The organism is Streptomyces sp. Ru71 (assembly GCF_002920535.1).
Taxonomy (GTDB): domain Bacteria; phylum Actinomycetota; class Actinomycetes; order Streptomycetales; family Streptomycetaceae; genus Streptomyces.
In genome coordinates this window covers 72,641-96,118 of record NZ_PQSS01000012.1, presented here as the reverse complement: position 1 = coordinate 96,118, position 23,478 = coordinate 72,641, and the positions used below count along the sequence as shown (strand labels likewise).

Sequence of the window (23,478 nt, the reverse complement as noted above, 5' to 3'; positions counted from 1 at the left end):
GGCCGGGCTGGTGGCGTGGGGGATCGCACGCCGGTAACTTGGAGGCAGGTGGAGCCCACCGCAGAGGGCACTGCGGGAGGTTCGTGGATGGATCAGGGAGTGTCCGCCCCTGGCTCTCGCAGGGACGGCCGCTCACCATCACACCGACATAGGTGGAGCCCACCGCAGGGGCTACTGCGGCAGGCTCCTGATGGTTCACGGGTGTCCGTCCCTACTCTCTATAGGGACGGCCGCTCACCATCCGAAGAGTCGCAAGATCCACCTCCTCCGGAACTTCACCAGCCGAAGCCGGATCTCGTCCCAGCGAGTGGGCTTGCGATGGCGTCCCATGGGCGCCCCCGTCCACGACACCGCCCAGTGCCCGGTGGACCGTCCGTTCGGAACGCGGGCCGGGCCCCGCGGGCGCGGGTCCGGAACCATGTCCTTGGAAGGGGGCGACCCAGAGAGCTGGGGTCGCCGATCACGGACACTACCGCCCCCTTACGCCCGTTCGGCCCACATTCGCCCTGAACGCAACCACGCGCCCCCTCCCGCGCCATGCGCCCCCTGACCAGGCACGACACGCGCGCACGCATGCGAAAGGGCCGGTCACCCCGCCCGGGGTGACCGGCCCTTCTCAGCCGTCCGCTGTGGCGACTAGCGCCGGTGCTGCGAGTCCGCCACCGTCACCTCGACGCGCTGGAACTCCTTCAGCTCGCTGTAGCCGGTGGTGGCCATCGCGCGGCGCAGGGCGCCGAAGAAGTTCATCGAGCCGTCCGGCGTGTGCGAGGGACCCGTGAGGATCTCCTCGATCGTGCCGACCGTGCCCAGGTCGACCTTCTGGCCGCGCGGCAGCTCCTCGTTGACGGCCTCCATGCCCCAGTGGTGGCCCTTGCCCGGCGCGTCCGTGCCGCGGGCCAGCGGGGAGCCCATCATCACCGCGTCGGCGCCGCAGGCGATCGCCTTCGGCAGGTCGCCGGACCAGCCGACGCCGCCGTCCGCGATCACGTGCACGTACCGGCCGCCGGACTCGTCCATGTAGTCGCGGCGGGCGGCGGCCACGTCGGCGACCGCGGTGGCCATCGGGACCTGGATGCCCAGCACGTTGCGCGTGGTGTGCGCGGCGCCGCCGCCGAAGCCGACCAGGACGCCCGCCGCGCCGGTGCGCATCAGGTGGAGAGCGGCGGTGTACGTGGCGCAGCCGCCGACGATCACCGGGACGTCGAGCTCGTAGATGAACTGCTTGAGGTTCAGCGGCTCGTGCGAGGAGGACACGTGCTCCGCCGACACCGTCGTACCGCGGATGACGAAGATGTCCACGCCCGCGTCCACGACGGCCTTGGAGAACTGGGCCGTGCGCTGCGGGGAGAGCGCGGCCGCGGTGACCACGCCCGAGTCGCGCACCTCCTTGATGCGCTGCCCGATCAGCTCCTCCTTGATCGGCGCCGCGTACACCTCCTGCAGGCGGCGGGTCGCGGCCTCGGCCGGCAGCTCGGCGATCTCGTCGAGCAGCGGCTGCGGGTCCTCGTAGCGCGTCCACAGGCCTTCGAGGTTCAGCACGCCGAGGCCGCCGAGCTCGCCGATGCGGATCGCGGTCGCCGGGGAGACGACGGAGTCCATGGGGGCGGCCAGGAAGGGCAGCTCGAAGCGGTAGGCGTCGATCTGCCAGGCGATCGAGACCTCCTTCGGGTCCCGCGTACGGCGGCTGGGGACGACGGCGATGTCGTCGAAGGCGTACGCCCGGCGGCCGCGCTTGCCGCGCCCGATCTCGATCTCAGTCACGTTGGTGGCCTTTCCCTGATGCGTTGCAGCGCCTTCCAGTATCCCCGACCGGTACGACAACGGCGGCCCCGGATGCTCCGGGACCGCCGTCCGCCGGCCTCAGACGCGCCGCACGCGCGCGTGGGTCACGCCTTGCTGCTGTAGTTCGGCGCCTCGACCGTCATCTGGATGTCGTGCGGGTGGCTCTCCTTCAGACCCGCCGAGGTGATCCGCACGAAGCGGCCCTTGGACTCCATCTCCTCGATGGTGGCGGCGCCGACGTAGCCCATGGTCTGGCGCAGACCGCCGACGAGCTGGTGCAGCACGTTGGCGAGCGGGCCGCGGTAGGGCACCTGGCCCTCGACGCCCTCGGGGACGAGCTTGTCGTCGGAGCCGACGTCGGCCTGGAAGTAGCGGTCCTTGGAGTACGACTTGGCCTGGCCACGGGACTGCATGGCGCCGAGCGAGCCCATGCCGCGGTAGGACTTGAACTGCTTGCCGTTGATGAACAGCAGCTCGCCGGGCGACTCCTCACAGCCGGCGAGGAGGCTGCCGAGCATGACGGTGTCGGCGCCGGCGGCCAGCGCCTTGCCGATGTCGCCGGAGTACTGCAGACCGCCGTCGCCGATGAGCGGGACGCCTGCGGGGCGAGCCGCGAGGGAGGCCTCGTAGATGGCGGTGACCTGGGGGACACCGATGCCGGCGACCACGCGGGTGGTGCAGATGGAGCCGGGGCCCACGCCGACCTTGATGCCGTCGACACCGGCGTCGATCAGCGCCTGGGCGCCGTCGCGGGTGGCGACGTTGCCGCCGATCACGTCGACGTTCACGCTGGACTTGATCTTCGCCATCCAGCTCAGGGCGTTGCTGTTGTGACCGTGGGAGGTGTCGACGACCAGGAAGTCCACACCGGCGGCTGCGAGCGCCTGGGCGCGCTCCAGCGCCTCCGGGCTGGCACCGACGGCGGCACCGACGAGCAGGCGGCCCTCGGCGTCCTTGGCGGCGTTCGGGTACTTCTCCGCCTTGACGAAGTCCTTGACCGTGATCAGGCCCTTGAGGACGCCCTCGTCGTCGACCAGCGGCAGCTTCTCGATCTTGTGCTTGCGCAGCAGCTCCATGGCCTCGACGCCGGAGATGCCGACCTTGCCGGTGACCAGCGGCATCGGCGTCATGACCTCGCTCACCGGGCGGGAGCGGTCGGTCTCGAAGGCCATGTCGCGGTTGGTGACGATGCCGAGCAGCTTGCGGTTGCCGTCCGTGACGGGCACACCGCTGATGCGGAACTTGGCGCACAGCGCGTCGGCCTCGGCGAGCGTGGCCTCCGGGTGGATGGTGATGGGGTTGGCCACCATGCCGGACTCGGAGCGCTTGACCAGGTCGACCTGGTTGACCTGGTCCTCGATGGACAGGTTGCGGTGCAGGACGCCGACGCCGCCCAGACGGGCCATCGCGATCGCCATGCGGGACTCGGTCACCTTGTCCATCGCCGCCGAGAGCAGCGGGATGTTGACCCGGACGTTGCGGGAGATACGGGACGAGGTGTCGACCGCGTTGGGGAGCACCTCGGATGCGCCCGGCAGCAGCAGCACGTCGTCGTAGGTCAGCCCGAGTGTCGCGAATTTACCGGGCACTCCGTCGACGTTTGCAGTCATGACACCTTCCCCAAATGGCCTTGATCGGTGCGGATGTCCATGCTAACGGGAGATGGACCCGTCTCATTCCACGGTCATGGACGCCTTCCGGCTTCGGATGTTCCTACGAAAACCGCGGATCGTCTGTTCAACTGAGGCGCCGATCCGGCCAGGGACAGGCGCAGTTACTGCTCGGCGAGCGCCCGCAGCCGGCTCAGCGCGCGGTGCTGCGCCACCCGGACCGCGCCGGGTGACATTCCCAACATCTGGCCGGTCTCCTCGGCGGTGAGGCCCACCGCGATGCGCAGCAGCAGCAGCTCGCGCTGGTTCTCGGGCAGGTTGGCCAGCAGTTTCTTCGCCCACTCGGCGTCGCTGCTGAGCAGGGCGCGCTCCTCGGGGCCGAGCGAGTCGTCGGGCCGTTCGGGCATCTCGTCGGACGGCACCGCCGTCGAACCCGGGTGGCGCATGGCCGCCCGCTGCAGGTCGGCGACCTTGTGGGCGGCGATGGCGAAGACGAACGCCTCGAAGGGCCGGCCGGTGTCCTTGTAGCGCGGCAGCGCGAGCAGGACGGCGACGCAGACCTCCTGGGCGAGGTCCTCGACGAAGTGCCGGGCGTCACCGGGCAGCCGGGACAGCCGGGTGCGGCAGTAACGCAGCGCCAGCGGGTGGACGTGGGCGAGCAGGTCGTGCGTGGCCTGCTCGTCGCCGTCGACGGCGCGGTGCACGAGGGGGCCGATCGCCCCCTGGGCAGGAGTGGCCGCCTCGTCGTCACGCATCGGTCCATGGTGCCCTGCGGCTCTGACGTCCGTGGCACCGCGCTCGGCGTTGTGCACCGAAGCGTTATGAGCAGGTGCGCCGGAACTCATCCCCTGCGCCCTCCCCTTCCGCTCGACCGACTCGTCCCCGAGGAACTCCACACCTCAAGGATGCGGCATCGGCGCCGAAACGAGCAGCGGGCGTCCGCGGGGAGTCCGCCACGGGGCGGGGAACGCCTGTACGCGCGTGTGCGAGGACGTGCGCTCGCCCCGCCCGGCCTCCTGGTCGACGGCCCCCTGCCGAGGGCGCTCCGGACGCGCCCGACCTGGGACGCGGGGCGGGGTCCGCCCTGACGGCGCCGGGCAGCGACCGCACGAGGAGACACGCCATGCCCCGGGCACGCGTGGCTGCGGTACGGCACGGCCGGCCGTCGCCGGAACCCCGGGCAACCCGCGGCGGTGCGCCGTATCGGCCGGGGGCCGGGGACGGAGCGCGGTCCGGCGCCGTGGAACGCCCCGGGCCGTGCCACACCGTGCGGAGGACCGACGGGGGTACGGCACGGCCGGTCGTTGGAGGAAACACCGGCACCGGAGTCCCGCCCCGGCGGCCGCTTGTCGTACGGAGCCACGAGTGCCGGGAGGCGTACGCGGCGGGGCCCACCGGTCGGCGTGCGTGCGCCCGGCATGCCGTCGACGCGCACGAGAGGGTGGGGTTCCGGCACCGACAAGACGTGCCCTTGCCCGGCGGGCCCACAGCGGCGTACCGAACCGGCCCGGCACAGGTCAGAGCACCCCGTATCCCCGGCTGGACACCCCCGAGACACAGCCCGCCCCGGCGACCCGCCCGGACACCCCCGGCACGCCGCGCGGCGCGGACCGCGCACCAGGCACCCCCGGCCGCCCGCGCGACGCCGCTTGCGTTCGTCGCGCGGGCGAGCGTCGCGCGTCACCCCGTTCGCCCACGTGGACAAGGCACCGTCGCCCCTCGCCGACCCGGTGCGGCGGACAGGCCCTAGCGGACCAGGCCCCAGCGGAAGCCGAGCGCCACCGCGTGGGCGCGGTCGGAGGCGCCGAGTTTCTTGAACAGGCGCCGGGCGTGGGTCTTGACGGTGTCCTCGGAGAGGAACAGCTCACGGCCGATCTCGGCGTTGGAGCGGCCGTGGCTCATGCCCTCCAGCACCTGGATCTCACGTGCGGTGAGGGTGGGCGCGGCGCCCATCTCCGCCGAGCGCAGGCGGCGCGGGGCCAGGCGCCAGGTCGGGTCGGCGAGCGCCTGCGTGACCGTGGCGCGCAGTTCGGCGCGCGAGGCGTCCTTGTGCAGATAGCCACGGGCACCGGCGGCGACCGCGAGGGCGACGCCGTCGAGGTCCTCGGCGACGGTCAGCATGATGATGCGCGCGCCCGGGTCCGCGGAGAGCAGCCGGCGCACGGTCTCGACGCCGCCGAGGCCCGGCATCCGGACGTCCATCAGGATGAGGTCGGAGCGGTCGGCGCCCCAGCGGCGGAGGACTTCCTCGCCGTTGGCCGCCGTCGTCACGCGCTCGACGCCGGGCACGGTCGCGACCGCGCGGCGGAGCGCCTCTCGGGCAAGCGGGGAGTCGTCGCAGACGAGGACGGAAGTCATGGCCGCCCTCCGCAGCTGATGCGCGTCACCTTGTGCCTCCAGGCTGGTACGAAATCGTCACCTGTGCGGTCGACCGTCTCGGACGCCTGCCCGAGCCCTTGTGTTTTCAACCGCCTCCGCACTCTCAACGACGGTCACTCGAAAGAGTTACGGGGCCGTCTGCCATCTTCGGCACTCTACGTGAGGGGGCGGACACGGTGGAGACACACAGGGCCAACCCTCAAGCTTTCATCACAACCATGCCCCATTTGGCCCCATTTCTTCCCATGCGCTGGTGTCTGAGGCTAGATTCGCAATGAGTCATATTTTCATCTCCTTAGATCGTAGTTGTACGGTCGTGGGCACCGTATCCACTCAGAACGGCTGCAAGGGGTCACGTAATGGCAGATTTCTCCCGCCTTCCCGGACCGAACGCGGACCTGTGGGACTGGCAGCTGCTGGCTGCCTGCCGCGGTGTGGACAGCTCCCTCTTCTTTCATCCGGAGGGTGAGCGCGGTGCGGCGCGGAGTGCTCGCGAGAACTCGGCCAAGGAGGTCTGCATGAGGTGCCCGGTCCGCGCGCAGTGCGCGGCTCACGCCTTGGCGGTGCGCGAACCGTACGGCGTGTGGGGCGGGTTGACCGAGGACGAGCGCGAAGAGCTCATGGGGCGGGCGCGCAACCGCCTGGTGACGGCGTCGGCGGCCGGCGGGCACGCCGGTTCGAACGCCTGAAAGAACGTTTCTGCAACCATCCAGGGCACGCAGACGCGCGTGCCCTCACCTTGTGCCCCTACCGCCGCGCCGTCCGGGCCAGCTGCTCCAGCGTGGCCGCCACCGCCGGCACCTGCGCCAGATCGGGCAGGGTCAGGGCGACGATCTCCCGCCGCACCGACGGTTCAAGCGTCAACATGCGTACGCCACGGGGCCGTACGGACTCCACCGCGAGCTGGGGCAGGACGGCGACGCCGAGGCCGGCGCCGACCAGGCCGACCACCGCGGGGTAGTCGTCGGTGGCGAAGTCGATACGCGGCGCGAAGCCCGCACTCCGGCAGACCTCGACCAGCTGGCCCCGGCAGCGCGGGCAGCCCGCGATCCACGGCTCGTCGGCCAGCGCGCCGATCGCGAGCGACCCCGAGGAAGCGGTGCGCGCGAGCGGGTGCCGCTCCGGCAGCAGCGCGACGAGACGGTCCGTCAGCAAGGGCCGCACGACGAGGTCGTCCCACTCCTCCGCGCCCGCCGCGCCCTCGTAGCGGAAGGCGAGCGCGATGTCGCAGTCGCCGTCGCGCAGCAGCTCCACCGACCGTGGCGGCTCGGCCTCCTCCAGGGAGACCCGGGTGCCGGGGTGGGCGGCGCGCAGGGCGGCCAGCGCGGTGGGGACGAGGGTGGAGCTGCCGCTGGGGAAGGACACCAGCCGCACCCGTCCGGCGCGCAGCCCGGCGATGGCGGCGACCTCCTCCTCGGCGGCGGTCAGCCCGGCGAGGATGCCGGTGGCGTGCCGCACCAGGGCCTCGCCGGCCTGGGTCAGCCGCATCTCGCGTCCGGTGCGCACCAGCAGCGGGGTGCCGACCGAGCCCTCCAGGGCCTTCATCTGCTGGCTGACGGCGGGCTGGGTGCAGCCCAGCTCACGGGCCGCCGCCGAGAAGGACCCGGTGGTGGCTACGGCGCGCAGGACACGGAGATGACGAGCCTCGATCACCCCTCAAGCATAAGCCAGGCTTGGGTGCTCCGCCGGAAAAGTCGTCGACACTTTGAGGTGGGCTCGCCTACCGTGCCCCCATGAAGCTTCTGTCTCTCAACGTGGGCCAGGCCCGGCCCGTGCCCTACACGGACCAGCCGGAGGGGCTGACCGGCATCGACAAGCGCCCCGTGGAGGGGCCGGTCAAGGTGACGGCGCCGGGGCCGAAGGGGGTCGGCGCGAGCGGGCTGGCCGGGGACGCGGTGTGCGACACGCGCCACCACGGCGGTGACGACCAGGCGGTGTACGCCTTCGCGCGCGAGGACCTGGACGCCTGGGAGCGCGAGCTGGGCCGGCCGCTGCGCAACGGCGTCTTCGGCGAGAACCTCACCACGCGGGGCGTGGACGTGTCCGGAGCGCTGATCGGCGAGCGCTGGCGGATCGGCCCCGACGTGGTCCTGGAGGTCGCCTCCGGGCGCATCCCCTGCCGCACCTTCCAAGGGCACCTGGGCGAGCGGGGCTGGGTGCGCCGGTTCACGCACCGGGGGGCGCCGGGGGCGTATCTGCGGGTGATCCAGCCCGGCGAGATCCGCGCGGGTGACGCGATCGAGGTGGTGCACCGGCCGGACCACGACGTGACCGTGGCGGTGCAGTTCCGCGCCGTCACCACCGAGCGGGAGCTGCTGCCGCGGCTGCTCGTGGCGGGGGCGGCGCTGGACCCGGAGGTGCTGGCGGCGGCGCACAAGTACGTCGGCCGGCACGGCGGCTGACCGGACGTCAGAGGGGGGTCGGGGGCACCGGGTGTGTCAGTGCGGGTAACTAGTCTTGGCGCATGACAACGGCTCTGATTACGGGATCGACCGCGGGGATCGGTGCCGCGTTCGCGCGGCGGCTGGCGGCTGACGGGCACGACCTGGTGCTGGTGGCCCGGGACACCAAGCGGCTGCGCGAGCAGGCGACCGAGCTGCACGACCGGCACGGCGTCGAGGCGGAGGTGCTGACCGCCGACCTGGCGACGGACGAGGGCATCGAGGCGGTGGCCACCCGCCTCGGTGACCGCCGCAACCCGGTCGACCTGCTGATCAACAACGCCGGCTTCGGCAACAAGGGCCGCTATCTCGACGTGCCCATGGCCGACGAGCTGAAGATGCTGAAGGTGCACTGCGAGGCGGTGCTGCGGCTGACGTCGGCGGCGACCGGGGCCATGCGCGAGCGCGGCCGGGGCGGGGTCGTCAACGTGGCGTCGGTGGCCGCGTTCGTGCCGCGGGGCACGTACGGGGCGTCCAAGGCGTGGGTCGTGCAGTTCACCCAGGGCGCGGCACGGGACCTGGCCGGCAGCGGGGTCCGGCTGATGGCGCTGTGCCCGGGCTTCGTGCGGACGGAGTTCCACCAGCGGGCCGGGATGGGCACGGACAACATCCCGAACTGGATGTGGCTGGACGCCGACAAGGTGGTGGCCGCCGCGCTGGCGGACCTGGCGCGCGGCAGAACGCTGTCCATCCCGGACCCCCGTTACAAGGCCCTGATGGGCGCGGCGAAGCTGGTGCCGCGCGGGCTGCTGGGCGGGCTCACCTCGCGCACGGGGCGGAAGTACGGGCCGCAGTGAGGCTTCCGCACGACGGGTGACGCCGCCGGTCCGGTGGGAAAATGAGCCTGACGAACACCGGACCCACGGGGGACCGGAGGCGGCGCCATGACCTTCGTACAGCTCATCGACTGCAAGACCAGCCGGTTCGACGAGATGAACCGGTTGATGGACAAGTGGGTCGAACAGACCAAGGGCAAGCGGACCGCGACGCACGACATCATCGGCAAGGACCGGTCGGACGCGTCCCACTTCATCGAGATCGTGGAGTTCCCCTCGTACGAGGAGGCGATGCAGAACTCCAACCTGCCCGAGACGGACAAGATCTTCCGGGAGATGGTCGCGCTCTGCGACGAGATGCCGACCTTCACGGACCTGGACGTGGTCCGCGAGGACCAGCTGAACGCGGCGACCGTGCGCACGCTCTTCGAGCGGATGGCGGGCAAGGGCGAGGTCGAGCTGGACGACATCGTCAGCGACGACTACCGCGACCACGACCCGGCCAAGGAAGAGGTCGACATCGGCCGCGACGGCTTCCGGCGCGACCTTCAGATGTGGCGCGACGCCTTCGACTTCTCGTTCCGCATCGACGACCAGATCACCGAAGGCGACCGGGTCTGCTCCCGCTGGACCTGGCAGGGGACGCAGAAGGCGGAGTTCATGGGCGTTCCGTCGTCCGGCGACACGGTGACGATGACCGGGGTGACGATCTACCGCGTCGACGGGGACGGGCGGGTCTGCGAAGGCTGGTGGGAGTACGACCGGGCGGGGCTGATGGAGCAGCTGGGGGTACTCGGCGACTGAACCGCCCGCGAAGGGGGAAGGCCCCGGTCACCGACGAGGTGACCGGGGCCTTCTTCGAGCGTGACGGCTCAGTGGGCGTGGCCGTGGCTGTGGCCGTGGCCCGCGGCGGCCTCTTCCTCTTCCTTCTTCTCGACGACCAGGGTCTCGGTCGTGAGCAGCAGGGAGGCGATGGAGGCGGCGTTCTCCAGGGCGGAGCGGGTGACCTTGACCGGGTCGATGACGCCGGCCTTGATCAGGTCGCCGTACTCGCCGGTGGCGGCGTTGTAGCCCTGCCCCTTCTCCAGGTCCTTGACCTTGGAGACGATGACGTAGCCCTCAAGGCCCGCGTTCTCGGCGATCCAGCGCAGCGGCTCGACGACGGCGTTACGGACGACGGAGACACCGGTGGCCTCGTCGCCGGTCTTGTCGAGGTTGCCCTCAAGGACCTTGGAGGCGTGGACCAGCGCGGAGCCACCACCGGAGACGATGCCCTCCTCGACCGCGGCGCGGGTCGCGGAGATGGCGTCCTCCAGACGGTGCTTCTTCTCCTTCAGCTCCACCTCGGTGGCGGCGCCGACCTTGATCACGCACACGCCGCCGGCCAGCTTCGCGAGGCGCTCCTGGAGCTTCTCGCGGTCCCAGTCGGAGTCGGTGTTCTCGATCTCGGCCTTGATCTGCGCGACGCGGCCCTGCACGTCCTCGGACTTGCCGGCGCCCTCGACGATCGTGGTGTCGTCCTTGGTGACGGTCACGCGGCGGGCGGTGCCGAGCACGTCGAGGCCGACCTGGTCGAGCTTGAGGCCGACCTCCTCGGAGATGACGGTGGCGCCGGTGAGGACGGCCATGTCCTGCAGCATCGCCTTGCGGCGGTCGCCGAAGCCGGGGGCCTTCACCGCGACGGCGTTGAAGGTGCCGCGGATCTTGTTGACGACCAGGGTCGACAGGGCCTCGCCCTCGACGTCCTCGGCGATGATCAGCAGCGGCTTGGAGGAGCCGGCCTGGATGACCTTCTCCAGCAGCGGCAGCAGGTCCGCGATGGCGGAGATCTTGCCCTGGGTGATCAGGATGTACGGGTCGTCGAGGACGGCCTCCATACGCTCCTGGTCGGTCACGAAGTACGGGGACAGGTAGCCCTTGTCGAAGGCCATGCCCTCGGTGAAGTCCAGCTCCAGACCGAAGGTGTTGGACTCCTCGACGGTGATGACACCGTCCTTGCCGACCTTGTCCATCGCCTCGGCGATGAGCTCGCCGACCTGCTGGTCCTGGGCGGACAGCGCGGCGACGGCGGCGATGTCGGACTTCTCGTCGATCGGGCGCGCGGTGGCGAGCAGGTCGTCGGAGACGGCCTTGACCGCGGCGTCGATGCCCTTCTTCAGGGCGGCCGGGGAGGCGCCGGCGGCGACGTTCTTCAGACCCTCGCGGACCAGGGCCTGGGCCAGCACGGTCGCGGTGGTCGTACCGTCACCCGCGATGTCGTTGGTCTTGGTCGCCACCTCCTTGACCAGCTGGGCACCGAGGTTCTCGTACGGGTCCTCGATCTCCACCTCACGGGCGATGGTCACGCCGTCGTTGGTGATGGTCGGGGCGCCGAACTTCTTGTCGATGACGACGTTGCGGCCCTTGGGGCCGATCGTCACCTTGACCGTGTCGGCCAGCTTGTTGACGCCGCGCTCGAGGGCGCGACGGGCGTCCTCGTCGAACTTCAGGATCTTCGCCATGGCAGCGGGAGCCCTCTCGGAAATCTTGGGAGTAAAGCGACTGCGCCCCGGCGCCCGGCTTCGTTATCGGTCGCAGGGGCCAGGGGCGCAGCTGAAAGGCAGAACTTCGGGTGAAGCGTGCTTACTTCTCGATGATCGCGAGCACGTCGCGGGCCGAGAGAACGAGGTACTCCTCGTTGTTGTACTTCACCTCGGTGCCGCCGTACTTGCTGTAGAGCACCACGTCGCCGACCTTGACGTCGAGCGGCAGACGGTTGCCGTCCTCGAAGCGGCCCGGGCCCACGGCCAGGACGACGCCCTCCTGGGGCTTCTCCTTGGCGGTGTCCGGAATGACCAGGCCAGAGGCCGTGGTCTGCTCGGCGTCGAGCGGCTGGACCACGATGCGGTCCTCAAGCGGCTTGATGGCAACCTTGGAGCTGGCGGTCGTCACGATCCGACCTCCCCCTTCGGAGATCTCACGGGGTTAACTGTCTGAGGTGGCGACCAGGTCGATCCGTCGTCGCGGGTGCCGGACCTGCCCGTCGCGTGTTTGGCACTCTCCAGGGGGGAGTGCCAGAGCCGAGACTATGACTGCGATTAGCACTCGGTCAAGCGGAGTGCCAATTGCCGTGCGGCGCGTCCGCCGACGCGCGCCCCGGGCGCCCCGCTACAGGTAGTCCTCCAGGCGGCCCACGGTCAGTCCCGCAGCCTGGATCCGGCGCAGCAGACGTACCGTGCGCGCGCGCAGGGTCGGGCCCGAGGTCTCGTCCGGGTCGACGGCGATGATGTCGCCCGGGGTCAGGCGGTGCTCGCCGCCGGCGTACGCCAGGTTGCCGTCGCCCTCCAGCGACACCCGCCACAGCACGATGGCCGAGATGCCGCAGTCGGCCGCCGCCCGCAGGGTCGTCGCGTCGTAGGCGCCGTAGGGCGGGCGGAAGAGGCGGGGGCGCACGCCGAAGCGGTCGTGGAGCTTGCGCTGCTGCCCGCAGATCTCGGCGCGCTGCCCGGCGTACGGCAGGCCCCGCATGGCGGGGTGGTCGAGCGTGTGGTTCTCCAGCGTCGCGCCCACCGCCCGCAGCCGCCCGAAGTGCGCGTACCCCGGCCCGACCACGCTGTCGGTGAGGAACATGGCCACCGGCAGGCGCAGTTCGCGGACCAGGCCCACGAACCGGGGGTCGCGTTCGGCGCCGTCGTCGTAGGTGAGGAAGACGACCTTGTCGCGGGTCGGCACCCGGTCGACGACGGCCGGCAGCCCGGAGCCCGCGGCGAGCGGAACGCGGCGCGAGGCCGGTGAGGGCGCGGGGGCCGGCGGCCGTTCCAGACCCCAGCGGCGGTACGGCGGCTCGGCGGCGGGGGCGTGCGTGCCGACCCGTTCCGCCGCCTTCTTGCCGAGCCGTTCGATCGGGTCGACCGACTGGGCGCACCCCGTCAGGCACCCCGTCAGGCAGACCACCGCCGCCAGGAATCCGGCCACCAGCCCCCGCGTCCTCACAGGTAGTCCTCCAGGCGTGCCACCGCGTACCCCTTGTCCGTCACCTTCTTCAGGAACCGGCGGACCATGTCGGGCATGGTGCCCTTCCAGTCGTCCCGGCCGCGGAAGTGCGTCAGGACGATGTCGCCGGGGTGGAGGTCCCGGTCCCACTCGCGGTACTCCCAGTGGTCGACGAAAACCTCCTCGTCCCAGAGTGGGGCGTACTTGATCCCGCAGGACTTAGCGGCACGCAGCGTGTCCTGGTTGTAGTTGCCGTACGGCGGGCGGAAGACGGTCGGGCGCTTGCCGTAGTGCCGCGCGATGACGTCCTGCATGTCGCAGATCTCGTGCTTCTGCTCGGCGTAGGACAGGCCCGGCAGGTAGGGGTGGTGCAGCGTGTGGTTGTTCAGGGTCACGCCCCTGGCCTGCATCTTCTTGAAGTAGCCGTAGTCGTCCTTGATCAGGTAGTTGCTGAGGAAGGCGGTGTACGGGATGCGCAGGTCGCTCATCATGCGCAGGAACGCCGGGTCCTTCTCCGCGCCGTCATCGATCGTGAGGAAGACGATCTTCTGGTCGGTCGGGATGCGGGTGAAGACCGGGGGCAGGCCGAGTTCCTCGTGGTCGGTGACCTCGAAGCCCTGACGGGTGTGGATCCTCGGCTTCTGCCGGGGCGGCGGCGGAGCGGCCAGCGGCACCTCGGACAGGCCCCAGCGCCGGGCGGCCGCCGCGCGGGCGGCCTGCTGGGCGCGCAGCTTCGTGGCGTAGGAGTCGAGGGCGCGCGCCGGGGGCGCCTGCAGGGCCCGCTGCTGACCGGCGGCCGGGTCGACGTCCGGGCCCGCGCCGGGGGCGCAGCCGGAGGCGAGGGCGGCGGCCGCGAGCGCGGCGAGGCCGCCGCGGAGGACACCGTGCCTACGGGTCCTGTTTTTGTCATTTTGTACGACTACTCGCATGGACCCGGATCCTGGCAGCCCGCCTCCCCCGAGCCGCCCCGACACCACCGGCCACCGCCCACCATCCACCGACTGGCCCACACCCACGGGCCGCCGGGACAGCCGCCCGCAGCCCACACCCAGCCCCGCCCCGCCGGGCCCGCACCGCCGCCCGCCGCCCGCCGCCCGCACTCCCCGCCCGCTGGCCGACAATGACCCGGTGAACGACCTCGCCCCGCTCCTCACCCCCGAAGGCCGCGCTCTGCTCGACCAGGTGCGCGACACCGACCCCGCCGACGAGCTCGCCGTCGCCACCCGGCTGCGCCGGGAGCACCCGGCGGAGCTGGTGTCGGCCGCGCTCGGCCAGGCGCGGCTGCGGCAGCGGGCGGTGGCGAAGTTCGGGGCCGAGGACGCCGCGCGGATGTTCTTCACGCCCCACGGCGTCGAGCAGTCCACGCGGGCGAGCGTCGCCGCGTACCGGGCGGCCCGGATGAAGGACCTGGGCGTCACCTCCGTCGCCGACCTGTGCTGCGGCATCGGCGGCGACGCGCTCGCCCTCGCCCGCGCCGGCATCCGCGTCCTCGCCGTGGACCGCGACCCGCTGACGGCGGCGGCGGCCCGCGCCAACGCCGAGGCGCTCGGGCTCACCGACCTGATCGAGGTACGGGAGGCGGACGTCACCGAGGTGGACACCGCCGGCTACGACGCGGTGTTCGTGGACCCGGCCCGGCGCGGCGGCCGCGGCCGCATCTTCGACCCGGAGGCCTACTCGCCTCCCCTGTCCTGGGCCGTGCGGGCGGCGCTCCAGGCTCCGCACGCCGCGCTGAAGATCGCCCCCGGCATCCCGCACGAGGCGGTCCCGGCCGAGGCCGAGGCGGAGTGGATCTCCGACGGCGGCGATGTGAAGGAGGCGGTGCTGTGGTTCGGCACCGACGCGCCGGGAACGGTACGGGCGACGCTGCTGCCGGGGCCGTACACACTGCCCGGCCGCGGCCTGCCCGATCCCGCCGTCCGCCCCGTCGGGCGCTACCTCTACGAGCCCGACGGCGCCGTCATCCGCGCCCACCTGGTCGCCGAGGTCGCCGAGGAGGTCGACGGCGGACTGCTGGACCCGACGATCGCCTACGTCACCTCCGACGAGCTGCGGGAGACGCCGTACGCCTCGGCCTACGAGATCACCGACCGGCTCCCCTTCAACGTCAAGAAGCTGAAGGCGCTGCTGCGGGAGCGTGAGGTGGGTGTGCTGACCGTGAAGAAGCGGGGCTCGGCGGTCGAGCCGGAGGAGCTGCGCCGCAAGGTGCTGCCGAAGCCGCACGGGACACACGCGGTCACGGTCTTCCTCACGCGCGTCGCGGGCGCCCCCACCATGCTGCTCGGCCGGCCGGCCTAACCGCACTCGGCCGCGCGCCTGCGCAGCAGCTCCCGTTCCCGTTGGTTGCCGGTCAGGGACGCCGCGCGTTCGAACTCCGCGCGGGCCTCGGCCGTACGGCCCAGGCGCTCCAGCAGGTCGCCGCGGACGCTGGGCAGCAGGTGGTAGCCGGGCAGCCGGTCCGCGAGGGCGTCGACGATCTCCAGGGCCGGACCCGGGCCGTCCGCCATGGACACGGCCACCGCACGGTTCAGTTCCACGACCGGCGAGGGGGCGCGGGCGGCGAGCAGGCCGTACAGGGTCGCGATGGCCGCCCAGTCGGTGTCCTCGTAGGTGAGCGCGCGGGCGTGGCAGGCGGCGATGGCCGCCTGCAGGGCGTACGGCCCGGGGGGACCGTCGGCGGCGGCCTCGGCGCGGCCCAGCGCGGCCACGCCGCGGGCGATGAGCAGGCGGTTCCAGCGGGTGCGGTTCTGGTCCCTGAGCAGGACCGGCTCGCCGTTCGGTCCGGTGCGCGCGGCGGCCCGGGCGGACTGGAACTCCAGCAGCGCCGCCAGCCCGTGCACCTCCGCCTCCTTCGGCATCAGCTGGGCGAGCTGACGGGCCAGCCGCAGCGCGTCCTCGCACAGCGCCGGGCGCAGCCAGTCGTCGCCGGCGGTGGCCGCGTACCCCTCGTTGAAGATCAGGTAGATGACGTCGAGGACCGAGCCGAGGCGGGCGGCGCGGTCGGGGCCGTAGGGCACCTCGAAGGCGACCTTCTTCGCGGCCAGGGTCCGTTTGGCGCGCACGATCCGCTGGGCGACGGTCGGCTCGGGCACCAGGAAGGCGCGGGCGATCTCGGCGGTGGTCAGACCGCCGAGGAGGCGCAGGGTGAGCGCGATGCGGGCCTCGGCGGACAGCACCGGGTGGCAGGCGGTGAAGACGAGGCGGAGCAGGTCGTCGTCGATGGCGTCGGGGTCGGCGGGCTCCTCGGCCGGAACCGCAGTCTCCAGTCCGCGGCCGATCTCCGCCAGCTTGCGGGCGTGGTTCTCCCGGCGCCGGATCAGGTCGACGGCGCGGCGGCGGGCGGTGGTGGTCAGCCAGGCGCCCGGGTTGTCGGGCACTCCGTCGCGCGGCCACTGCTCCAGGGCGGCGACGAGGGCGTCCTGGGCGAGTTCCTCGGCGACGCCGACGTCGCGGACGATCCGGGCGACGGCCGCGATGACCCGCGGCGACTCCAGCCGGAAGACGGTCTCGATGGCACCGCGCGGGTCGGCGGTGGGCTGTGCGGTCACAGCCCACCATCGAACACCCGACGGGGCCGCCGTCCAAGCGGAACTCAGCCCTCCATGACCTCCCGCAGCTCGCAGGTGACCGTCCACTCCGCCTCGTGGACCTTCAGGAACCGCTTGGTCCACTCGACGGCCTCGGCCTTGTCCTTGCACTGCATCAGCGCGTAGCCGCCGATGACCTCCTTGGTCTCGGTGAACGGCCCGTCGGTGAGGGAGAGCTGCCCGCCCTCGTAGTGCACCCGGGTGCCCTGGGCGCTCGGGGTCAGCCCGGCGGTGTCGAGCAGCACGCCGGCCTTGGTCATCTCCTCGATCAGCTCCCCCATGCGCTGCATCAGCTCGGCGCTGGGGCCGCCGGCGGGCGCGTTGTTCTCGTCGATCCGCACGAGCGACAGGTAGCGGGGCATGGTGACTCCTCGGTGTCCTCGCGGCCGGGTGCTTCCCGGCCTCTCACCCCTGCGTCGAACGGGAGACGACGGGATCGACACCCCCGCCGGATTTTTTTCCGGCTTCTTTTTCAGCCCCATCTCACGGCCGGTACGGGGAGGTGCCCCGTCACCGTCAGGCCGCCGGCGCCCCGGTGCTCGCCCGGACCACCAGGCTGGTGGCGAGCTCCACCCGGCTGGCCACCGGCGCCTCCTCGCCGCGCCCCAGCTCCAGCACCAGCCGGGCCGCCGCCTCGGCCATCTCCGTCAGCGGCTGCCGTACGGTCGTCAGCGGCGGCCCCACCCAGCGGGCCACCGGCAGATCGTCGAAGCCGACCACGCTCAGGTCCTCGGGGATGCGCAGGCCCAGCTCGCGCGCGGCCTCGTACAGGCCGAGCGCCTGCAGGTCGTTGCCGGCGAAGACGGCCGTCGGCCGCTCGGGCAGCCGCAGCAGCTCACGGCCGAGCCGGTAGCCGGCCTCGTGGTGGAAGTCGCCGGTCTTGACCAGCGCCGGGTCGGCGGGCAGCCCGGCGGTCTCCAGCGCGGCCCGGTAGCCGTCGACGCGGGCGCGGCTGCACATCATCCGCAGCGGTCCGCTGATCGCGCCGATCCGGGTGTGGCCGAGATCGATCAGATGGCGGGTGGCGGCCAGGCCCCCCTGCCAGTTGGTGGCGCCGATGGACGGCACATCGGCGCCGGGGTCGCCGGCCGGGTCCATCACCACGAACGGGATGGACCGGCTGGTCAGCAGCGCCCGCTGGGACTCGTCGAGGTCGGACAGCACGAGGATCACCCCGTGCGGGCGGCGCGCGGCGACCTGGTCGGCCCAGGTCCGCCCGGGCGTGAGCCGGCCGGCGCTCTCGCTGAGCACCACGCTCAGACCGGCGTCCCGGGCGACGTTCTCCACGCCCCGGATGACCTCCATCGCCCAGGCGCTCTCCAGCTCGTGGAAGACCAGGTCGATCAGCGGCGAGCGGCCGGCCTCGGCCCGCCGGCGCCGGTAGCCGTGGGCGCGCAGCAGCTCCTCGACCCGGCTGCGGGTGGCCGGGGCGACATCGGCGCGGCCGTTGAGGACCTTCGAAACTGTCGGGGCCGACACGCCGGCCTCGCGGGCGATCTCGGCGAGCGTCGCGGTCTGGCTGGACCGGCCTCTGGTCGGTGTTTCGGCGGGCTCCGGGGCAGTCATGGCCGCGATCGTATCCCCGCGGGCGCCTGTGACGTAGCCCTGACGGCGTACCGGTTCACCAAAAGCTGCGCCACCGAAGGCGAAACATTCGAGGCTCGGGGCCCTCCGGTCAGCCCTCCCCGCCGACTCGAACCGCCACCGATGCACCGCGCGCTGCACCAACTCACCGTCGGGCTCGGGAAGTTCGGGCAGGTCGGCGTCGTACGGGGCGTCCCACCAGGTGATGACCAGCACCCTGTCCTGCGGGGCGCGAAAGGTCTCCCGGCGCAACGGCTCGGCGGCCAGCTCCTGCGCCCGCGCCCAGGCAAGCAACTCCCCACCCCGGCCCTCGGCCGCCCGCGCCTCCCACATCAGCGCGACCGTCATGAGTACAGGTTGTCCTTGCTGACCTCGTGCACATGGTCGTGGCCGGGCACATGCGGGTCCGTCACCGGCAGCGAGGAGTCCGCCGACAGGTCCCAGCTGGACGCCGCCCGGTTGCGGGCCACCATCTCGGCGCCGAGCGCCGCGACCATCGCGCCGTTGTCCGTGCACAGCTTGGGGCGCGGCACGCGCAGCCGGATGCCGGCCTTCTCGCAGCGCTCCTGGGCCAGCGCGCGCAGCCGGGAGTTGGCGGCCACGCCGCCGCCGATCATCAGGTGGTCGACGCCCTCGTCCTTGCAGGCCCGCACGGCCTTGCGAGTGAGCACGTCCACCACGGCCTCCTGGAAGGACGCGGCGACATCGCGCACCGGCACCTCCTCGCCCGCGGCCCGCCTGGCCTCGATCCAGCGGGCGACGGCCGTCTTCAGCCCGGAGAAGGAGAAGTCGTACGCCGGGTCGCGCGGCCCGGTCAGACCGCGCGGGAACGCGATCGCCTCCGGGTCACCCTCGCGCGCGTACCGGTCGATGACCGGGCCGCCGGGGAAGCCCAGGTTCAGCACGCGGGCGATCTTGTCGAAGGCCTCGCCGGCCGCGTCGTCGATGGTCGCGCCCATCGGGCGGACGTCGGAGGTGATGTCGGAGGACAGCAGCAGCGAGGAGTGGCCGCCGGAGACCAGCAGCGCCATCGTCGGCTCGGGCAGAGGACCGTGCTCCAGCTGGTCCACGCAGATGTGCGAGGCGAGGTGGTTGACGCCGTACAGCGGCTTGCCGAGGGCGTAGGCGTACGCCTTGGCCGCCGACACACCGACCAGCAGGGCGCCGGCCAGGCCGGGACCGGCGGTGACGGCGATGCCGTCGAGGTCCTTGGCGCTGACGCCGGCCTCCTTCAGCGCGCGGTCGATGGTGGGGACCATCGCCTCCAGGTGGGCGCGGGAGGCGACCTCGGGGACGACACCGCCGAAGCGGGCGTGCTCGTCGACGCTGGAGGCGACGGCGTCGGCCAGCAGGGTGGTGCCGCGGACGACGCCGACGCCGGTCTCGTCACAGGAGGTCTCGATCCCCAGGACCAGGGGTTCGTCAGCCATTGATCTCGGTTCCTTGTACGGAGGAAGAAGGGTCGGTCAGGCGCATCACCAGGGCGTCCACGTTGCCGGGCTGGTAGTAGCCGCGCCGGAAGCCGATGGGCTCGAAGCCGAAGCGCTCGTAGAGCTTCTGCGCGCGGGTGTTGTCCACCCGGCACTCCAGCATCACCTCGGCGCACTCGAAGGCGGTCGCGGCCCGCAGCAGCTCGGTCAGCAGCCGGCTGCCGAGCCCGGTGCCCTGCTGGTCGCGGGCGACGGCGATGGTCTGCACGTCGGCCTGCTCCCCGGAGGAGGCGAGCCCGGCGTAGCCGACGATCCGCTCCCCGGCCTGGGCCACGACGTAGCGCCGGCTCGCCCCGGGCCCCCGGGAGTGGGCGAGCTCGGACCAGAACATGCCACGCGACCAGGCGTCCTCCGGGAACAGGTCGCGCTCCAGCTCCAGCACGGGATCGATGTCCCACCAGCGCATCTCGCGCAGCACGGTGTCGGTCACTTGGGGGTGACCACCTTGTAGTTCTTGGGGACCTGGGCGTCGGGCCGGCGCAGATACAGCGGTCGCGGCTTGTCGAGCTCCTCGCCGGCGGCCAGCTTCCCGGCGGCGAGCCGGGCCAGCGCGGCGGCGGAGACGTGCTCGGGTTCGTGGACCTGCGGGAAGGTGTCCGGGTACAGCAGCGCGCCCGCGCCGACGGCCGGGAGACCGGCGACCCGGTCGGCGATGTCGGCGGGCCGGTCCACGGCCGGGTCGGTCAGCCGGGTGCGGGAGTCGGCGTACATGGCCCAGTAGACCTCCTTGCGCCGGGCGTCGGTCGCCACGACGAAGGGGCCGGAGTCGAGGTCGGCGGCGAAGGCCAGACCGTCCAGCGTGCACACACCGTGCACGGGCACGCCGAGCGCGAGGCCGAAGGTGTCGGCGGTCATCAGGCCCACGCGCAGCCCGGTGTACGGGCCCGGGCCGATGCCGACGGCGATGTCGGTGACGGCGTCCAGCTTCAGTCCGGCCTCGGCGAGCACACGGTCCACGGCCGGCAGCAGCAGCTCGCCGTGCCGGCGCGCGTCCACCTGACTCGTAGAGGCGATGACGTCCGTACCGTCGTGCAGCGCGACGGTGACGGCGGGTGTGGCGGTATCCAGAGCGAGCAAGAGCACGCAAACAGCCTACGGCGCCACGGGGCCCGTGTCGGACGCGCGGGAGGGGCGGGCAGCGGCTGCTACCGTCGCCGGGACGACCGTTTTCTTGGCATTTGTGGCGAGGTGGACGAGGGTGGCAAGCAGCAGCGCGGGGATCGTGGCCGGGCTCACCGCGGCGGCCCTCGCGACGGTCGGCTTCCTCGGCTGGCAGGCGTCGGCGAGGGGACCGGCCGGGCCGGGCGACACCGCGAAGCCGACCGTGCCGCCCGCGGTGAGCGCCTCCAAGGCGCCGCGGGACAAGAAGAACCCGACGGCGCTGCCCGACGGCACCGGCAGCGGGCCGCGGGTCGTGTACTCACTGGACGACGACCGGGTGTGGCTGGTCGAGGAGGGGAACGACGTCCGGCGCACGTTCCGGGTGGAGCCCGGCAGCGTGGACCCGGCGCCGGGCGTCTACATGGTCACCTCCCGCTCGGGCGAGGTCACCGGCACGGACGGCATCCCCGTCGAGCACGTCGTCCGCTTCACGAGCGTGGGCGGCGTGGCGATCGGGTTCAGCGCGCGGGTGGGCCCGCCGACGCAGGCGCCCGACGACGGCGTCAGGACGGGCGGCGTCCGCGAGTCCCGCCCGGACGGCGACGCGATGTGGCGCTTCGCGACGATCGGACGCCGGGTGGTGGTGATCCGCTAGGCCGCGTCGGACCGCGCGGCGGCCTGGGGGTGAATCGGCCAGGGCCCGGGGGTGATCCGCTAGGCCGCCGCGCGGCGGCCCGTGTCGTGGGACGTGCGGTCCGGCTCCGGCTCCCGGGGCGGGCGGGACACCGCGGCCGCTGCCGCGCAGGAGGCCAGCAGCTCGCGCATGGACACCGAGGGCAGCGCGCTCGGGGCGGGGTGGTGCTGCGGCTCGGGGGTTTCGGCAGCGGACATTGGGGCGCCTCCTGAGGGTCGGGGGCGGGCGTAGTTAGGCACACCTAACTACGAGCTGGATACCATGTGACCACGCCCCCGACCCCGGGCGCAACATCTTGCCGACACTGTGTCGGAACGTACGAGCGCGGCCGTCAGGCCGCCAGCACGCTCAGATCCGCCCCCGCCCAGCGTTCGCCCAGACCGGTGAGCGTCACGTGCCGCACCTCGTCCGTGGTGTCGCCCACGGCGCGGTGGATGACGACCTGGAGCCGGTCCTCGGTCAGCTCCTCGACCTTGCCCTCTCCCCACTCCACGACGATCACCGAGTCGGTCAGCGAGACGTCCAGGTCCAGGTCCTCCATCTCGTCCAGCCCGCCGTTCAGCCGGTAGGCGTCGACGTGGACCAGGGGCGGACCGTCACCCAGCGAAGGGTGCACACGGGCGATCACGAACGTCGGCGAGGTGACCGCGCCCCGCACGCCGAGCCCCTCGCCGAGGCCGCGCGTCAGAGTGGTCTTGCCCGCGCCCAGCTCCCCGGAGAGCATCACGAGGTCACCGGCGCGCAGCAGCTTGGCGAGCCGGCGGCCCAGCTCCCGCATCTGCTCGGGGGACGTGACGGTCAGCTCGGTCTCAGCCGGGTTGTGCGGTGCTGCTGGTGCTTCCATAGCCATTCACGGTAGCTCCTGCCGGCACGGCACCCGCACGGGTGAGGAGGTCGGCGAGGCGGTCGGTGACCACTTCCGGGTGTTCCAGCATCACCAGGTGCCCGGCGTCCGGCACCAGCACCAGCTCGGCCTCGGGCAGCAGGTCGGCGATGGCCTCGCTGTGCTCGCTCGGCGTGACCAGGTCGTCCACCCCGGCCAGCACCAGCACCGGCTTGTCGCGGAAGCAGGCCAGCGCCTCGGTCTTGTCGTGGTCGGTGAACGCCGGGTAGAACTCGGCGACCACGTCGATCGGGGTGCCCTCGATCATCCGCTCGGCGAACCGGGCGACGGCCGGGTCGACGTCCCGGGAGGCGAACGAGTACCGCTTGATGATCCCGGCGAACAGGTCGGCGGTCGCCCGCCGCCCCTTCTCCACCAGCTCCGCCCGCTGCCCCAGCGCCTTCAGCACGCCCGGCAGCACCCGCCGTACGGCGTTGACGCCGGCGACCGGAAGACCGAAGTTGACCTCGCCCAGCCGCCCGGACGACGTCCCCACGAACGCGGTGGCGACGACGCGGTCGCGGATCAGCTCGGGGTACTGCGCGGCCAGCGCCATCACCGTCATACCGCCCATGGAGTGCCCGACGAGCACGATCGGCCCCTCCGGCACGGCCGCGTCGAGGACGGCCTTCAGGTCCTGCCCCAGCTGGTCGATGGTGAGCGCCGTGTCGCCCTCGGTCTGCGCCACCCCGCGCCCGGAGCGCCCGTGGCTGCGCTGGTCCCAGTGCACGGTCCGCACGACCCCGCGCAGCGCGGCCCGCTGGAAGTGCCAGGAGTCCTGGTTGAGGCAGTAGCCGTGGCTGAAGACGACGGTGACGGGGGCCGGCGCCTTGCGGCCGAACAGCCGCCGGCGCCGGGGTGCGGAGCCGCCCTCGGGCTCGACGTCGTCGACCTCGTAGTACAGCTCGGTGCCGTCGTCGGCGTACGCCTTGCCGGGGGTGCCGCGCAGCGCGCCGTAGGGGCCGGCGGAGTCGAGGGCGAGCCGGGCCTTGGCGCGCATGCCGCGGCCGACGGTCATCCGCTCTATGGCGACGCCGGCGGCCGCGCCCGCGGCGAGCACACCTATCGCGGCGCCCGCGATGCCGGTGGCCCGGCGCCAGCCGGAGCCGCCCACGGCGGCCGCGGCGGCCGCGGCGGACACGGCGGACTCCACAGGGCTCTCGCTCACGTACCGCTCCT

Annotated in this window: 24 protein-coding genes; 6 read left to right on the top strand and 18 right to left on the bottom strand. The window is 72.4% G+C overall.

Annotated features, from left to right (window positions below; genetic code table 11):
* Positions 1-636: 636 nt before the first annotated feature.
* The 4 genes from C3489_RS10530 to C3489_RS10515 form a co-directional block, all read right to left on the bottom strand.
* A complete protein-coding gene (locus tag C3489_RS10530) occupies positions 637-1,761 on the bottom strand; it encodes a GuaB3 family IMP dehydrogenase-related protein (RefSeq protein ID WP_103781492.1) in 1,125 nt (374 codons plus the stop codon).
* A 125-nt stretch (positions 1,762-1,886) separates the two neighbouring features.
* A complete protein-coding gene (gene guaB, locus C3489_RS10525; RefSeq protein ID WP_103781491.1) occupies positions 1,887-3,392 on the bottom strand; it encodes an IMP dehydrogenase in 1,506 nt (501 codons plus the stop codon).
* A 164-nt stretch (positions 3,393-3,556) separates the two neighbouring features.
* Positions 3,557-4,147 carry a sigma-70 family RNA polymerase sigma factor gene (locus C3489_RS10520; protein WP_103781490.1) on the bottom strand — a complete coding sequence of 197 codons (591 nt, stop codon included), beginning with the start codon at positions 4,145-4,147 and terminating at the stop codon, positions 3,557-3,559.
* A 991-nt stretch (positions 4,148-5,138) separates the two neighbouring features.
* Entirely contained in the window at positions 5,139-5,750 is a 612-nt protein-coding gene (locus C3489_RS10515) for a response regulator transcription factor (RefSeq protein ID WP_003948568.1), read from the bottom strand.
* A gap of 380 nt (positions 5,751-6,130) precedes the next feature.
* Between C3489_RS10515 and C3489_RS10510 the strand changes: the two genes are divergently transcribed.
* The gene (locus C3489_RS10510) at positions 6,131-6,460 is read left to right on the top strand and encodes a WhiB family transcriptional regulator (protein ID WP_103781489.1); all 330 of its coding nucleotides are present in this window, start codon (positions 6,131-6,133) and stop codon (positions 6,458-6,460) included.
* Positions 6,461-6,518: 58 nt separating this feature from the next.
* On the opposite strand, the gene C3489_RS10505 is transcribed toward C3489_RS10510, so the two are convergent.
* Complete coding sequence (locus C3489_RS10505) at positions 6,519-7,424, bottom strand: LysR family transcriptional regulator (RefSeq protein WP_103781488.1); 906 nt, start codon at positions 7,422-7,424, stop codon at positions 6,519-6,521.
* Positions 7,425-7,504: 80 nt separating this feature from the next.
* Here C3489_RS10505 and C3489_RS10500 point away from each other — a divergent pair, with 80 nt between their 5' ends.
* The 3 genes from C3489_RS10500 to C3489_RS10490 all read left to right on the top strand — a co-directional run bounded on the left by C3489_RS10500 (position 7,505) and on the right by C3489_RS10490 (position 9,792).
* Entirely contained in the window at positions 7,505-8,173 is a 669-nt protein-coding gene (locus tag C3489_RS10500) for an MOSC domain-containing protein (protein WP_103781487.1), read from the top strand.
* A 62-nt stretch (positions 8,174-8,235) separates the two neighbouring features.
* Complete coding sequence (locus C3489_RS10495; protein WP_103781486.1) at positions 8,236-9,009, top strand: SDR family oxidoreductase; 774 nt, start codon at positions 8,236-8,238, stop codon at positions 9,007-9,009.
* 87 nt (positions 9,010-9,096) lie between these two features.
* Positions 9,097-9,792, top strand: a complete 696-nt coding sequence (locus tag C3489_RS10490; protein WP_103781485.1) for an ester cyclase — start codon at positions 9,097-9,099, stop codon at positions 9,790-9,792.
* 68 nt (positions 9,793-9,860) lie between these two features.
* Here C3489_RS10490 and groL read toward each other — a convergent pair whose 3' ends face one another.
* The 4 genes from groL to C3489_RS10470 all read right to left on the bottom strand — a co-directional run bounded on the left by groL (position 9,861) and on the right by C3489_RS10470 (position 13,889).
* Positions 9,861-11,489, bottom strand: coding sequence for a chaperonin GroEL (gene groL / locus C3489_RS10485; protein ID WP_103781484.1), 1,629 nt, complete (start codon positions 11,487-11,489; stop codon positions 9,861-9,863).
* Between the two features lie 121 nt (positions 11,490-11,610).
* Positions 11,611-11,919, bottom strand: coding sequence for a co-chaperone GroES (gene groES, locus C3489_RS10480; protein WP_009190181.1), 309 nt, complete (start codon positions 11,917-11,919; stop codon positions 11,611-11,613).
* A 216-nt stretch (positions 11,920-12,135) separates the two neighbouring features.
* Positions 12,136-12,960: a polysaccharide deacetylase family protein gene (locus C3489_RS10475; protein WP_103781483.1), complete on the bottom strand. Its 825-nt coding sequence runs from the start codon at positions 12,958-12,960 to the stop codon at positions 12,136-12,138.
* Positions 12,957-13,889, bottom strand: coding sequence for a polysaccharide deacetylase family protein (locus tag C3489_RS10470; protein ID WP_103781482.1), 933 nt, complete (start codon positions 13,887-13,889; stop codon positions 12,957-12,959). Before C3489_RS10470 ends, C3489_RS10475 begins: the two co-directional genes overlap by 4 nt.
* Before the next feature lie 199 nt (positions 13,890-14,088).
* Here C3489_RS10470 and C3489_RS10465 point away from each other — a divergent pair, with 199 nt between their 5' ends.
* Positions 14,089-15,258, top strand: coding sequence for a methyltransferase domain-containing protein (locus tag C3489_RS10465; RefSeq protein ID WP_103781481.1), 1,170 nt, complete (start codon positions 14,089-14,091; stop codon positions 15,256-15,258).
* Here the strand turns inward: C3489_RS10465 and C3489_RS10460 are convergent.
* The 6 genes from C3489_RS10460 to tsaB form a co-directional block, all read right to left on the bottom strand.
* Positions 15,255-16,508: an RNA polymerase sigma factor gene (locus tag C3489_RS10460; protein WP_103781480.1), complete on the bottom strand. Its 1,254-nt coding sequence runs from the start codon at positions 16,506-16,508 to the stop codon at positions 15,255-15,257. The two genes, C3489_RS10465 and C3489_RS10460, sit on opposite strands and share 4 nt — an antisense overlap.
* A 44-nt stretch (positions 16,509-16,552) precedes the next feature.
* The gene (locus C3489_RS10455) at positions 16,553-16,909 is read right to left on the bottom strand and encodes a YciI family protein (RefSeq protein WP_103781479.1); all 357 of its coding nucleotides are present in this window, start codon (positions 16,907-16,909) and stop codon (positions 16,553-16,555) included.
* A gap of 154 nt (positions 16,910-17,063) precedes the next feature.
* Positions 17,064-18,113: a LacI family DNA-binding transcriptional regulator gene (locus C3489_RS10450; protein WP_103781531.1), complete on the bottom strand. Its 1,050-nt coding sequence runs from the start codon at positions 18,111-18,113 to the stop codon at positions 17,064-17,066.
* Positions 18,114-18,475: 362 nt separating this feature from the next.
* A complete protein-coding gene (gene tsaD, locus C3489_RS10445) occupies positions 18,476-19,561 on the bottom strand; it encodes a tRNA (adenosine(37)-N6)-threonylcarbamoyltransferase complex transferase subunit TsaD (protein WP_103781478.1) in 1,086 nt (361 codons plus the stop codon).
* Positions 19,554-20,027: a ribosomal protein S18-alanine N-acetyltransferase gene (gene rimI, locus C3489_RS10440; RefSeq protein WP_103781530.1), complete on the bottom strand. Its 474-nt coding sequence runs from the start codon at positions 20,025-20,027 to the stop codon at positions 19,554-19,556. Before rimI ends, tsaD begins: the two co-directional genes overlap by 8 nt.
* Positions 20,028-20,047: 20 nt before the next feature.
* Positions 20,048-20,704 carry a tRNA (adenosine(37)-N6)-threonylcarbamoyltransferase complex dimerization subunit type 1 TsaB gene (gene tsaB, locus C3489_RS10435; RefSeq protein ID WP_103781477.1) on the bottom strand — a complete coding sequence of 219 codons (657 nt, stop codon included), beginning with the start codon at positions 20,702-20,704 and terminating at the stop codon, positions 20,048-20,050.
* A 115-nt stretch (positions 20,705-20,819) separates the two neighbouring features.
* Here tsaB and C3489_RS10430 point away from each other — a divergent pair, with 115 nt between their 5' ends.
* The gene (locus C3489_RS10430) at positions 20,820-21,377 is read left to right on the top strand and encodes a hypothetical protein (protein WP_103781476.1); all 558 of its coding nucleotides are present in this window, start codon (positions 20,820-20,822) and stop codon (positions 21,375-21,377) included.
* Between the two features lie 59 nt (positions 21,378-21,436).
* Here the strand turns inward: C3489_RS10430 and C3489_RS38620 are convergent, their stop codons facing one another.
* The 3 genes from C3489_RS38620 to C3489_RS10420 form a co-directional block, all read right to left on the bottom strand.
* Positions 21,437-21,613: a hypothetical protein gene (locus tag C3489_RS38620; protein ID WP_181139614.1), complete on the bottom strand. Its 177-nt coding sequence runs from the start codon at positions 21,611-21,613 to the stop codon at positions 21,437-21,439.
* Between the two features lie 134 nt (positions 21,614-21,747).
* Positions 21,748-22,260: a tRNA (adenosine(37)-N6)-threonylcarbamoyltransferase complex ATPase subunit type 1 TsaE gene (gene tsaE, locus C3489_RS10425; protein ID WP_103781475.1), complete on the bottom strand. Its 513-nt coding sequence runs from the start codon at positions 22,258-22,260 to the stop codon at positions 21,748-21,750.
* Complete coding sequence (locus tag C3489_RS10420; protein ID WP_103781474.1) at positions 22,226-23,467, bottom strand: alpha/beta fold hydrolase; 1,242 nt, start codon at positions 23,465-23,467, stop codon at positions 22,226-22,228. The genes tsaE and C3489_RS10420 overlap by 35 nt, the downstream gene beginning before the upstream one ends.
* Positions 23,468-23,478 lie beyond the last annotated feature (11 nt).